Annotated in this window: 7 protein-coding genes; 3 read left to right on the plus strand and 4 right to left on the minus strand. The window is 69.6% G+C overall.

Annotated features, from left to right (window positions below; all coding sequences use genetic code 11):
• Positions 1-99: 99 nt before the first annotated feature.
• From rpoC to AC0L6F_RS06795, 4 genes are all read right to left on the minus strand, one after another.
• Entirely contained in the window at positions 100-3,975 is a 3,876-nt protein-coding gene (gene rpoC, locus AC0L6F_RS06780; protein ID WP_274635892.1) for a DNA-directed RNA polymerase subunit beta', read from the minus strand.
• 48 nt (positions 3,976-4,023) lie between these two features.
• Positions 4,024-7,518 (minus strand): DNA-directed RNA polymerase subunit beta, encoded by a 3,495-nt coding sequence (gene rpoB / locus AC0L6F_RS06785; protein WP_473539649.1) that lies wholly within the window; start codon positions 7,516-7,518, stop codon positions 4,024-4,026.
• Between the two features lie 266 nt (positions 7,519-7,784).
• Positions 7,785-9,485 (minus strand): 5-oxoprolinase subunit B/C family protein, encoded by a 1,701-nt coding sequence (locus tag AC0L6F_RS06790; RefSeq protein ID WP_473539650.1) that lies wholly within the window; start codon positions 9,483-9,485, stop codon positions 7,785-7,787.
• Between the two features lie 10 nt (positions 9,486-9,495).
• Positions 9,496-10,251: a LamB/YcsF family protein gene (locus tag AC0L6F_RS06795; protein ID WP_473539652.1), complete on the minus strand. Its 756-nt coding sequence runs from the start codon at positions 10,249-10,251 to the stop codon at positions 9,496-9,498.
• Positions 10,252-10,459: 208 nt separating this feature from the next.
• Between AC0L6F_RS06795 and AC0L6F_RS06800 the strand changes: the two genes are divergently transcribed.
• From AC0L6F_RS06800 to AC0L6F_RS06810, 3 genes are all read left to right on the plus strand, one after another.
• Positions 10,460-11,266 (plus strand): spermidine synthase, encoded by an 807-nt coding sequence (locus AC0L6F_RS06800; protein WP_473539974.1) that lies wholly within the window; start codon positions 10,460-10,462, stop codon positions 11,264-11,266.
• Positions 11,267-11,355: 89 nt separating this feature from the next.
• Positions 11,356-12,357: an ATP-binding cassette domain-containing protein gene (locus AC0L6F_RS06805; protein ID WP_473539654.1), complete on the plus strand. Its 1,002-nt coding sequence runs from the start codon at positions 11,356-11,358 to the stop codon at positions 12,355-12,357.
• Entirely contained in the window at positions 12,354-13,178 is an 825-nt protein-coding gene (locus tag AC0L6F_RS06810; RefSeq protein ID WP_274635897.1) for an ABC transporter permease, read from the plus strand. The genes AC0L6F_RS06805 and AC0L6F_RS06810 overlap by 4 nt, the downstream gene beginning before the upstream one ends.
• Position 13,179 lies beyond the last annotated feature (1 nt).

The raw sequence follows: 13,179 nt of genomic DNA on the forward strand, positions 1-13,179 counted from the left end.
GAGCCTGTGCACGGCAAAGCGAAAGGCCCCGGCGGATGCCGGAGCCTTTCGCGATGCCGGGGTCGAGCCCGACCGCGGTGCGGCCGGGCTCGTCCCGGGTCAGTTGTACTGGCCGGGCGTGAAGTCGTCCGTCGAGAAGCTGTCGAAGTCGACGTAGCTCAGGTCGGTGTCGCTGTACGCGCCGTCCGAGGCGAAGATGCGGTTGGGGTACCGCTCGCTCTTGGCCTCTTCGGTGGCCTCCACCACGACGTTCCGGTACTTGGACAGTCCGGTGCCGGCGGGGATCAGCTTTCCGATGATCACGTTCTCCTTCAGGCCCACGAGCGGGTCGCTCTTGCCCTCCATCGCGGCCTGGGTCAGCACGCGCGTCGTCTCCTGGAACGACGCGGCCGACAGCCACGACTCGGTCGCAAGCGACGCCTTCGTGATGCCCATGAGCTCGGGACGACCCGAGGCCGGGCGCTTGCCCTCGGCCACGGCACCGCGGTTCATGTCGATGAACCGACGCGAGTCCACCAGCTCACCGGGCAGCAGCTTCGTGTCGCCGTGGTCGACCACGGTGACCTTCCGCAGCATCTGGCGCACGATGACCTCGATGTGCTTGTCGTGGATCGGCACACCCTGCGAGCGGTAGACCCCCTGGACGCCGTCCACGAGGTACTTCTGCACGGTGCGCGCACCCTGGACGCGCATGATCTCCTTCGGGTCCAGCGTGCCCACGAGCAGCGGCTGGCCGACCGAGACGTGCTGCCCGTCCTCGACCAGCAGCGTCGCGCGCCGCAGGACCGGGTAGACGTGCGGCTCGTCGCCGTTGTCGGGGGTCAGGATGACCTTGCGGCTCTTCTCGGTCTCGTCGATCGTGATGCGTCCATCGGACTCCGCGATCGGCGAGGCACCCTTCGGGGTGCGCGCCTCGAACAGCTCCTGCACACGCGGCAGACCCTGCGTGATGTCCTCCGCCGACGCGGAACCGCCGGTGTGGAACGTGCGCATGGTCAGCTGGGTGCCGGGCTCGCCGATCGACTGGGCCGCGATGATGCCCACGGCCTCGCCGATGTCGACCATCTTGCCGGTGGCCAGCGAGCGGCCGTAGCAGCGGGCGCAGACGCCGACTGCCGAGTCGCAGGTCAGGACCGACCGCACCTTGATGGTCTGCACACCCGCCTCGACCAGACGGTTGATCAGCACGTCGCCGACATCCTGTCCGGCCTCGGCGAGCACCTCGCCGCCGTCGGTGACCACGTCGGTGGCCAGCGTCCGGGCGAACACCGAGTTCTCCACGTTGCTGTCACGCACCAGGGTGCCGTCGGCGCCGGGCGCGGCGATCGTGAACTCCAGGCCCTTGTTCGTGCCGCAGTCGTCCTCGCGGATGATGACATCCTGCGAGACGTCGACCAGACGCCGGGTGAGGTACCCGGAGTCGGCCGTGCGCAGCGCGGTGTCGGCCAGGCCCTTGCGGGCACCGTGCGAGGCGATGAAGTACTCCGCCACGCTCAGCCCCTCGCGGTACGAGGAGATGATCGGGCGCGGGATGATCTCGCCCTTCGGGTTGTTCACGAGGCCTCGCATACCGGCGATGTTCCGGATCTGCAGCCAGTTTCCGCGGGCGCCGGAGGACACCATGCGGTTGATGGTGTTGTCCTCGGGGAAGTTGTCCCGCATCGCCTTCTGGATCTCGTCGGTCGCCTCGGTCCAGATCTTGATGAGCTCCTGCCGACGCTCGGCGTCGGTGGTCAGACCCTTCTCGTACTGGCCCTGGACCTTCGCGGCCTGCTTCTCGTACTGCCCGACGATCTCGGCCTTGTTCGGCGGGGTGATCACGTCGGAGAGGGCGACGGTCACGCCCGAACGGGTGGCCCAGTAGAAGCCGGCGTCCTTGATCGCATCCAGCGCGGCGGCGACGGTGACCTTGGGGTACTCCTCCGCCAGCTTGTTCACGATCTGGCTCAGCTTGCCCTTGTCGGCCTGGCCGCGCACGAACGGGAAGCCCTTCGGCAGGGTGTCGTTGAAGATCACCTGGCCGAGCGAGGCATCCACCAGCCCGTAGCGCTCGTAGTTCTCGGGCGCCTCACCCTCGAGGAAGGTGAGCTCCGGGATGCGGATGCGCGCCTTCGCCTGCAGGTCGAGCGTGCCCTCGTCGCGGGCCATGATCGCCTCGGCGACCGACCCGAACACGCGGCCCTCGCCGCTCGCGCCCGCCTTGACCGTGGTCAGGTGGTGCAGGCCGATGATCATGTCCTGCGAAGGCAGGGTGACCGGACGGCCGTCCGAGGGCTTGAGGATGTTGTTCGAGGCCAGCATCAGGATGCGGGCCTCGGCCTGCGCCTCGACCGACAGCGGCAGGTGCACGGCCATCTGGTCGCCGTCGAAGTCGGCGTTGAAGGCGGCGCACACCAGCGGGTGCAGCTGGATGGCCTTGCCCTCGACCAGCTGCGGCTCGAACGCCTGGATGCCCAGACGGTGCAGCGTGGGCGCACGGTTCAGCAGCACCGGACGCTCGCGGATGATCTCCTCGAGCACGTCCCACACCTCGGGACGGGTGCGCTCGACCGCGCGCTTGGCGGCCTTGATGTTCTGCGAGTGACCGAGGTCGATCAGACGCTTGATCACGAACGGCTTGAACAGCTCGAGCGCCATCTGCTTGGGCAGACCGCACTGGTGCAGCTTCAGCGTCGGACCGACGATGATCACCGAACGGCCCGAGTAGTCCACGCGCTTGCCGAGCAGGTTCTGGCGGAACCGGCCCTGCTTGCCCTTGAGCATGTCGGACAGCGACTTCAGCGCCCGGTTGCCGGTGCCGGTCACGGGGCGGCCACGACGGCCGTTGTCGAACAGCGCGTCGACGGCCTCCTGCAGCATCCGCTTCTCGTTGTTCACGATGATCTCGGGGGCACCGAGGTCGATCAGGCGACGGAGGCGGTTGTTGCGGTTGATCACGCGACGGTACAGGTCGTTCAGATCGGATGTCGCGAACCGGCCGCCGTCCAGCTGCACCATCGGGCGCAGCTCGGGCGGGATCACCGGGACGACGTCCAGCACCATCGATGCCGGGCTCATGCCGGTGGACAGGAACGAGTTGACGACCTTCAGTCGCTTGATCGCGCGGATCTTGCGCTGGCCCTTGCCCTCGGCGATCTGCAGGTGCAGATTCTCGGACTCGGCGGCCAGGTCGAACGCCTGCAGGCGGCGCTGGATCGACTCCGCGCCCATGTAGGCCTCGAAGTACTGGCCGAAGCGGTCCTGCAGCTCGTGGAACACGTCGTCCTCGGGCTTGAGGGCGCCGACCTCGAGGGTGCGGAAGTCCTCCCAGACGCGCTCGAGCTTGGCGATCTGCTCGTCCGCGTTCTTGCGGATCGAGGTCATCTCCTTCTCGGCGGCGTCCTTGGTCTTCTTCTTCTGGTCGGCCTTGGCGCCCTCTTCCTCCAGGGCGGCGAGGTCCTCTTCCAGCTTCTGCATGCGCGTGGCGATGCGGGCGTCGCGGCGGTCCGCGATCGTCTTCATCTCCAGCCGGAGGTTGTTCTCGTGCGTGGGCAGGTCGCGGTGGCGCGCATCCTCGTCCACCGAGATGACCATGTACGCGGCGAAGTAGATGACCTTCTCGAGGTCCTTCGGGGCCATGTCCAGCAGGTAGCCGAGCCGCGAGGGGACGCCCTTGAAGTACCAGATGTGGGTGACAGGGGCGGCCAGCTCGATGTGCCCCATCCGCTCACGACGGACGGAGCTCTTGGTGACCTCCACGCCGCAGCGCTCGCAGACGATGCCCTTGAAGCGGACCCGCTTGTACTTGCCGCACGCGCACTCCCAGTCGCGGGAGGGCCCGAAGATCTGCTCGCCGAACAGACCGTCCTTCTCGGGCTTCAGTGTGCGGTAGTTGATGGTCTCGGGCTTCTTGACCTCGCCATAGGACCAACGACGGATGTCGTCGGCAGTGGCCAGACCGATACGAAGCTCATCGAAAGTTGTTGCGTCGAGCACTGGTTCTCCTGTGTGCCTTGTGAAAGCTTGAGTGTGGGCCTGGTCGGATCAGATCTCGTCGATGGACGAGGACTCGAACCGGCTGGAGATGTTGATGCCGAGCTCCTCCGCAGCGCGGAAGGCCTCGTCATCCGTGTCACGCAGGTTGACCGCCGTGCCGTCGGCCGAGAGGACCTCGACGTTCAGGCAGAGCGACTGCATCTCCTTCATCAGCACCTTGAACGATTCGGGCGTGCCCGGCTCGGGGATGTTCTCGCCCTTGACGATGGCCTCGTACACCTTGACGCGGCCGAGGATGTCGTCGGACTTGACCGTCAGCAGCTCCTGCAGCGCGTATGCGGCGCCGTAGGCCTCGAGCGCCCACACCTCCATCTCGCCGAAGCGCTGGCCGCCGAACTGCGCCTTGCCGCCCAGCGGCTGCTGGGTGATCATCGAGTACGGACCGGTCGAGCGGGCGTGGATCTTGTCGTCCACCAGGTGGTGCAGCTTCAGGATGTACATGTAGCCGACCGAGATGGGAGCCGGGAACGGCTCTCCGCTGCGGCCGTCGTACAGCATCGTCTTGCCCGTGGAGTCGATCAGCCGGTCGCCGTCGCGCGTCGGCAGCGTCGAGTCGAGAAGCCCTGCGACCTCGTCCTCGCGCGCACCGTCGAACACGGGGGTGGCGACCTTCGTGCCCGGGGCGGCCTCGCGGGCCTGGTCGGACAGCTCGGTGGCCCAGTCGGGGTTGCCCTCGACCTTCCAGCCGGTCTTGGCGATCCAGCCGAGGTGGGTCTCCAGCACCTGGCCGAAGTTCATCCGGCCGGGGATGCCGAGCGGGTTCAGGATGACGTCCACCGGGGTGCCGTCGGCGAGGAACGGCATGTCCTCGACCGGCAGGATGCGGGAGATGACGCCCTTGTTGCCGTGGCGGCCGGCCAGCTTGTCGCCGGCGGTGATCTTGCGCTTCTGGGCGATGTAGACCACGACACGACGGTTCACGCCGTTGCCGAGCTCGTCGTCGCCCTCTTCGGCGTTGAACTCCTTGACCGCGATGATCGTGCCCTCTTCACCGTGCGGCACCTTCAGCGACGTGTCGCGGACCTCGCGGCTCTTCTCGTTGAAGATCGCGCGCAGCAGTCGCTCCTCGGCCGACAGCTCGGTCTCGCCCTTGGGCGTGACCTTGCCGACCAGGATGTCGCCGGGGCGCACCTCGGCGCCGATGCGCACGATGCCGCGCTCGTCCAGGTCCTTCAGCAGGTCCGGGCTCACGTTGGGCAGGTCGCGGGTGATCTCCTCCTTGCCGAGCTTGGTGTCGCGGGCGTCCACCTCGTACTCCTCGATGTGGATCGAGGAGAGGGTGTCGTCCTTCACCAGGTTCTGGCTGAGGATGATCGCGTCCTCGTAGTTGTAGCCCTCCCACGTCATGAACGCGACCAGCAGGTTCTTGCCCAGCGCCAGCTCGCCGTTCTCGGTGGCGGGACCGTCGGCGATGACCTCGCCGACCTCGATCCGGTCGCCGGCCGAGACCACGACGCGCTGGTTGTAGCAGGTGCCCTGGTTGGAGCGGTCGAACTTGCGCAGGTAGTACTCCTGGGTGCCGCCGGCATCCAGCTGCACGGTGACCTTGTCGGCCGAGACCTCGTTGACCACACCGGCGTTCTCGGCGGTGATCACGTCACCGGCGTCGATCGCGGTGTAGCCCTCCATGCCGGTGCCGACCACGGGCGACTCGCTGCGCAGCAGCGGGACGGCCTGACGCTGCATGTTCGCGCCCATCAGGGCCCGGTTCGCGTCGTCGTGCTCGAGGAACGGGATGAGGGATGTCGCCACCGACACCATCTGTCGGGGCGAGACATCCATGTAGCCGATGTCCTCGACGTGGAACAGGTCGACCTCGCCGCCCTGACCGCGACGGGCAAGCACCCGCTCCTCGACGAACGTGCCGTCCGCCTTCAGCTCGGCGCCGGCCTGGGCCACGATGTAGTCGTTCTCCTCGCTCGCGGTGAGGTAGTCGATCTGCTCGGTGACCTTGCCGCCCAGCACGCGGCGGTACGGGGTCTCGATGAACCCGAACGCGTTGATGCGGGCGAACGAGGCGAGCGAGCCGATCAGGCCGATGTTCGGGCCTTCCGGCGTCTCGATCGGGCACATCCGGCCGTAGTGCGACGGGTGGACGTCGCGGACCTCGACGCCGGCGCGCTCACGCGACAGACCGCCGGGGCCCAGCGCCGACAGGCGGCGTTTGTGGGTCAGTCCCGCGAGCGGGTTGTTCTGGTCCATGAACTGCGACAGCTGCGAGGTGCCGAAGAACTCCTTGATCGCCGCGACGACGGGGCGCACGTTGATCAGGGTCTGCGGGGTGATCGCCTCGATGTCCTGCGTGGTCATGCGCTCGCGGACGACGCGCTCCATGCGGGACAGTCCGGTGCGGACCTGGTTCTGGATCAGCTCGCCGACCGCGCGGATGCGGCGGTTGCCGAAGTTGTCGATGTCGTCGATGTCCAGGCGGATCTCGACGTCCTTGCCGCCTCGACGGCCCTCGAACGTGACATCGCCGCGGTGCAGGCGGACGAGGTACTTGATCGTGGCGACGATGTCCTGCACGGACAGCACCGACTCGGACAGCGGCGACTCGACACCCAGCTTCTGGTTGATCTTGAAGCGGCCGACCTTGGCCAGGTCGTAGCGCTTCGGGTTGAAGTAGAAGTTGTCCAGCAGGGCGCGAGCGGCCTCGGCGGCCACCTGCTCGCCCGGACGGAGCTTGCGGTAGATGTCGCGGAGCGCGTCCTCCTTGGTGAGGATCGTGTCCTTGGACAGCGTGTCCTCGATCGACTCGAAGCCCGCGAACTCGTTCAGGATGTCTTCGCTGGTCAGCCCCAGGGCCTTCAGGAACACGGTGACGGACTGCTTGCGCTTGCGGTCGATGCGCACGCCGACCTGGTCGCGCTTGTCGACCTCGAACTCGAGCCAGGCGCCGCGGCTGGGGATGATCCGCGCCGAGACGATGTCCTTGTCGCTGGTCTTGTCCGGCGTCCGGTCGAAGTAGACGCCCGGGGAGCGCACGAGCTGCGAGACGACGACGCGCTCGGTGCCGTTGATGATGAACGTGCCCTTGCCGGTCTGCAGCGGGAAGTCGCCCATGAAGACCGTCTGGGTCTTGATCTCACCGGTCTGGTGGTTCATGAACTCGGCCTCGACGTACAGCGGGGCGGCGTAGGTCTTGCCGCGCTCCTTGCACTCCTCGATCGAGTACTTCTCCGGCTCCAGGTACGGGTTCGTGAAGCTCAGCTGCATCGTCTCGCTGAGGTCCTCGATCGGCGAGATCTCCTCGAAGATCTCCTCCAGACCGCTGTGCTCGGGGACATCGCTGCGGCCGGCGGCCTGCGCCTCGGCGACGCGCGCCTTCCACGCGTCGTTGCCGATGAGCCAGTCGAACGACTCCGTCTGCAGCGCGAGCAGATCGGGGACGGTCAGCGTGTCTGAGATCTTGGCGAACGAGAGGCGGGATGCTCCGCGGCCGTTCTTGGGGGTGGTGGTGGATGCGTTGGGCGCAGCAGCCAAGGGGATAACCTCCATGGGCCCGGGGCGGGCTTCGGTTCCTTGTCGACAGATGGCGTGCTCGGATCCCCGAACCCCGAGCGCCTCACGTCGCCGCCCATCGGATGCCAGGTCCATCGGGAACAGCGGGGGCACACGGGCACGGCCGACCACCATATGAAGGCAGGGGGAACCAGAGCGCAACTACCAACTATAGGCCGCCGGGGCCTTCATGTCCAGTCGGATTCTTGACGAGTGTCCGATCCTGCGGTATAACCCGCCGATTCCGCTCAGACGGCGGGCGGCGCGTGCCGGAATCGGATGCGGGTGCCCGGCCGTGCCTGCGCGATCAGGTCGAGCGCGGCATCCGTCACGACCGCGATCACCGGGTAGCCGCCCGTGACCGGACCGTCGGCCAGCAGGATGGTCGGCCGGCCGTCCGGCGGCACCTGGATCGCCCCCGGCAGCATCCCCTCGCTGGGCAGCTCGTCGGTGCGGGCGCGCTCCAGCGCCGGGCCGTCCAGCCGCAGCCCGACCCGGTCGGCCTGCGCCGAGACGGTCCACACGGCGTCGAACAGCGCGGTCCGGGCGGAGGCGGTGAACCAGTCCCCGCGCGGGCCGGGGGCCAGCCGGATCTCGAGGTCCTCGTCATCCGGCGCACCCCACGGCATCACCTCGGCCGGAGGGATCGGCACAGCCGCGGCATCCGCCGTGGCCAGCACATCGTCGGCGGCGAGCGGGGACGGCCCGATCCCGGCCAGGATGTCGGTGGCCCGCGAGGTGGCCACGAGGGGCGCCCGGATGCCGCCGCGGACGGCGAGGTAGGCGCGGGCGCCGTGGGCGAACCAGTCCAGGTGCAGCTCGGCGCCGGCCGGCCAGGCGTACGACTCGTACGGATCGAGCTCGTGCCCGTCCAGATGGACCGGGCCCCACGCACCGGCCACGGCGAACCACAGGTCGCGCTGCGCGACGGCGCGCCAGCCGCCCATCGTGATCTCGATCCCGGCCGCGTCCTCGGGGTTGCCGACCAGCCGGTTCGCGGTGCGCAGGGCGCCGCGGTCGAGCGCGCCCGAGCGGGCGATGCCCTGCGCGGCATGGCCGGGACGGCCGAGGTCCTGCACGGTCGCCAGCAGCCCCGGGTCGACGACCCGCAGCGCGGCTTCTGGCGCGTCCTCCAGTCCGGGCGCGTCCTCCGGTCCGGGCGCGTCCTCCGGGTCGGGCGCGTCCGCCGGTCCGGGGGCGCCGCGCGGCGTGCGTGGCGTGCGGAACTCCGGAGATTCCGCCGCGGATGGCCCAGAATCGGCCCGAACGGCCCCGGAGGACGCCGGATCTCCGGAGTTCTGCACACGCGCGGCGGCCGCCTCGACGAACCGGACGCGGTTCCCCGGCGCGAGCAGGGCCGGATCGGCGGCATCCGGGTCGAACAGCGGCGCACCGGTGGTGCCGATGAGGCGCCACCCGCCGGGTGTCGCGCGCGGGTAGGCGCCGCAGAATGCGCCGGCCAGCCCGACCGCGCCGGCCGGGACGCGGGTGCGCGGGGCGCTCCGTCGCGGCACGTCGAACGGCCAGTCCTCGCTGACCAGGTACCCGAATCCGGGGGCGAACCCGGTGAAGGCGACGGTCCAGTCCGCCTCGAGGTGCCGGCGCACGAGCGCCTCCGGGCTCAGCCCGAGCAGCGCGGCGGTTTCGGCCAGGTCCGGGCCGTCGTAGGCGATCGGCAGCTCCACCGTGCGCGGCACGGGTGCCGCTGCCGCCGATTCGGGCGCCTCCGCAGTGCGCTCGATCCAGGTCCGCGCCGCCGACAGCGCCAGCACCTGCGGGTCGACCTGCACGAGCACCGTCCGCGCGGCCGGCACGACGTCGACGACCCCGGCCGGGCGGGATGCCGCCAGCCGGGCGCTGAGGGCGAGCACCTCGCGCAGGGCGTGCGACGGGTCCGCGGCATCCGCTTCGATCAGCACCGCGAGATCACCGAACGGAAGGATGCGCATCGGGGTCACCTCACCAGGGCGCGCGCACGGCGATGCCGGCGGCGTCCAGCGCCGCCCGCACCGCACGCGCCAGCTCGACGGATTCGGGGGTGTCGCCGTGCAGGCAGAAGGATGCCGCGTCGACTTCGACCACGGTCCCGTCGGTCGCCTCGACCTCGCCGGAGCGGGCCAGCCGCACCGCGCGCGCGGCCGCCGCGGCCGGATCGTGCACCAGATCGCCCGGCTCGCCGCGCGGCACGAGCGAGCCGTCGGGCAGATAGCCGCGGTCCAGGAACGCCTCGCGGAAGAACGGCAGGCCGATCGCGGTCGCCGCCTCGGCGAGCGCGTCGCCCAGCCCGAGGATCGGGATGCCGCGGCCGACCCGCTCGCTGAGCTCGGCGACCGCCTGCACGACCGCCCCGGCCTGCTCGGGGTCCGCGCCGGCGGCGTGGTAGAGCGCGCCGTGCGGCTTGACGTACCGGATGTCGGCGCCGGCGTCCGAGAGGGACGACAGCTGCTCGGCCAGCACCGCATGCAGCTCGAACTGCCCGATCCGCATCGGCGAGCGGCCGAAGCCGGCCCGATCCGGGTAGGACGGATGCGCGCCGATCGCCACACCGGTGCGGTCGGCGCGCTCGACGGCGGCGTGCATGGATGCGGCATCCCCCGCGTGCCCCCCGCATGCGATGCTGGCACTGGAGACGAGGGCGAACATCGCCTCGTCGTCGGCCGTGGGCGCCCCGTCCACGGTCTCGCCGAGGTCGGCGTTCAGGTCGATCGCGTCCATATCTCCACGGTAGCCCGGGTCGTGCGGCGGGTCACCCGTGCAGAACTCCGGAGATTCGCGCGCGGGCGGCCGGCTCAGGAGGTGATACGGCGCCGCCCGGTCGATTTCTCCGGAGTTCTGCACGCCGCCGCGACGGTACGGTGGTCGCGTGGGCCGGACCAGACAGCGGGACGCGGAGTTCCCGAAGGCGCGCCTGTCCGACGGGACGATGGCCGGGATCGTGCCGAGCCCGTTCGCCTCGGGCTTCGAGCTGCTGGTCGGGGCGACGCCCCAGTCGCACGTCGATCTGGACGACCCGTCCCACCTGCACTTCGAGTACGTGGCTCGGATGGGCGCGGTGATCGACCAGCTGGGGATGCCGGGCCAGCCGCTGACCGCGGTGCACCTCGGGGCGGGCGCCCTGACCATCCCCCGCTACATCGAGCACACCCGTCCCGGTTCGCGGCAGCAGGTGATCGAGCTCGAGCAGGCGCTGGTCGACCTGGTGCGCGCCGAGCTCCCGCTGCCCCGCGCCGCATCGATCCGGATCCGCATCTCAGACGCCCGCGCCGGCTTGGCCCGCCTGCCCGCCGCGCTGACCGGCACGGTCGATCTGCTGGTCTCGGACGTGTACGCCGGAGCCCAGACCCCCGCGCACCTGACCACCGTCGAGTTCTACACCACGGCATCCCGCCTGCTGGCCCCCGACGGGGTGCTGCTGGTGAACGTCGCCGACGGCGCCGGACTCGCGTTCGCGCGGCGGCAGGTCGCGACGGTGCGGGCGGTGCTGCCGCACGTGATCGTGCTGGCCGAGGTCCAGACGCTGAAGGGCCGCCGCTTCGGCAATCTGGTGGTCGCGGCATCCGCAGCAGAGCTGCCCACCCGCTGGCTGCCGCGCCTGATGGCCGCCGGCCCCCACCCGGCCAAGGTCGCCGAGGGCCGCGAGCTCGACGAGTTCGTGGGGTCGCTGGCGCCGGTGACGGATGCCGATGCCGTCCCGTCGCCGAAGCCGAACTCCTCGCTGTTCGAGCGCTGAGTCGGGGGCCGGGCGCCGGCGACAGCAGGTGAAAGCCGGCGACAGCGCCGCGACAGCGCCATGACAGGCCGGGTGCTGATCCTTGTCGCATGACAATTTCCACTGACTGGGCCGTTGAGGCCGACTCCCTGGTGAAGGTGTTCGGGCAGAACCGCGCGGTCGACGGCGTCGACCTGCGGGTCAAGACCGGCACCGTCTACGGGGTGCTCGGACCGAACGGCGCCGGCAAGACCACCACCATCAACATGCTCGCCACGCTCCTGCGTCCGGACGGCGGCTCCGGCCGCATCTTCGGCCACGACGTCGTGCGCGAGCCGAACATCGTGCGCCAGCTGATCGGCGTCACCGGACAGTTCGCGTCCGTCGACGAGACGCTGTCGGCCACCGAGAACCTGATCATCTTCTCGCGCCTGCTGGGCCTGTCCCGGGCCGAGGCCCGCAGCAAGTCCGTCGACCTGCTCGAGCGGTTCGGACTCACGGATGCCGCGCGCCGGCCGCTGAAGAAGTTCTCCGGCGGCATGCGCCGTCGCCTCGACCTGGCGGCATCCCTGATCGCCCAGCCTCCGCTGATCTTCCTGGACGAGCCGACGACCGGGCTGGACCCCCGCACCCGCGGGCAGATGTGGGACACGATCCGCGAGCTGGTATCCACCGGTTCGACGGTGCTGCTGACCACGCAGTACCTGGACGAGGCCGACCAGCTGGCCGACCGGATCGCGGTCATCGACCGTGGCAAGGTCGCGGCCGAGGGCACCGCCGACGAGCTGAAGTCGTCGGTGGGCACCTCGAGCCTGCAGCTGCGGCTGGCCGATGCGGCCGACACCGCCGACGCCCTGCGCGCCATCGAGCGCGTCCTCGGGACGACGGCGACGCTCTCCCCCGAGGCATCCCGCCTCACCGCACCGATGGCCGACGCCGACCGCGTCGCCGACCTGCTGATCACGCTGCGGGACGAGGGCATCCACCTCACCGAGATGAGCGTGCAGAAGCCGACCCTGGACGAGGCGTTCCTGGCGATCACCGGACACGACGCGACCGACCAGGCCGAGGCCGCGCAGAAGAACGCAGAGAAGGAAGAGGTATCGGCATGACCACCCTCACCGCCGGCCGGATCGTCCCGGCCGCCGATCGCCGGCTGAGCAACCGCCCCAGCATCCGCCAGAGCGTGGCCAACACGTTCACCATGGCGTACCGCGGACTGATCAAGATCCGCCGCACGCCCGAGCAGCTGGTCGACGTGACGGTGCAGCCGATCATCTTCACCCTGATGTTCGCGTACCTGTTCGGCGGCGCGATCGCCGGCGACGTGCAGAGCTACCTGCCGTCGCTGATCCCGGGCATCCTGGTGCAGACCGTCATCACCACCTCGGTCGTGACCGGCACCCAGCTGCGCGAGGACATGGACAAAGGCGTGTTCGACCGGTTCCGGTCGCTGCCGATCGCGCGTATCGCCCCGCTGTCCGGGGCACTCCTGGCCGACACCGTGCGCTACGCCATCGCGACCACGCTCACGTTCGCGATGGGCTTCGTGATCGGCTACCACCCCGCCGGAGGTCTGGGCGAAGTCGTCCTGGCCGGCCTGCTGGTGATCGTCTGCTCATGGGCGATCAGCTGGATCTTCGCGTTCTTCGGGGTCATCGCCCGCACCGCCGGCAGCGTGCAGGGCATCTCGATGCTCGTGCTGTTCCCGCTGACGTTCCTGTCCAACGCATTCGTGCCCGTGGACAGCATGCCCAGCTGGCTGGCCTGGTTCGCAGACATCAACCCGGTCTCGCATCTGGTCACCGCGGTGCGCGAGCTGGCCAACAACGGCGCCTTCACCTCGGATGCGTGGGTGTCGCTGCTGGGCGCCGCCGTGATCGTGGCGATCTTCGCCCCGCTGACCGTCCGCGCCTACATGCGCAAGGCCTGAC

It is taken from the genome of Microbacterium sp. G2-16M (assembly GCF_055809115.1).

Excerpts from the sequence above, each read along its gene's own strand:
- AC0L6F_RS06790 (WP_473539650.1), bottom strand. The coding sequence starts at position 9,485 with ATGCGCATCCTTCCGTTCGGTGATCTCGCGGTGCTGATCGAAGCGGAT.
- AC0L6F_RS06795 (WP_473539652.1), bottom strand. The coding sequence starts at position 10,251 with ATGGACGCGATCGACCTGAACGCCGACCTCGGCGAGACCGTGGACGGG.
- AC0L6F_RS06800 (WP_473539974.1), top strand. The coding sequence starts at position 10,460 with ATGGCCGGGATCGTGCCGAGCCCGTTCGCCTCGGGCTTCGAGCTGCTG.
- AC0L6F_RS06805 (WP_473539654.1), top strand. The coding sequence starts at position 11,356 with ATGACAATTTCCACTGACTGGGCCGTTGAGGCCGACTCCCTGGTGAAG.
- AC0L6F_RS06810 (WP_274635897.1), top strand. The coding sequence starts at position 12,354 with ATGACCACCCTCACCGCCGGCCGGATCGTCCCGGCCGCCGATCGCCGG.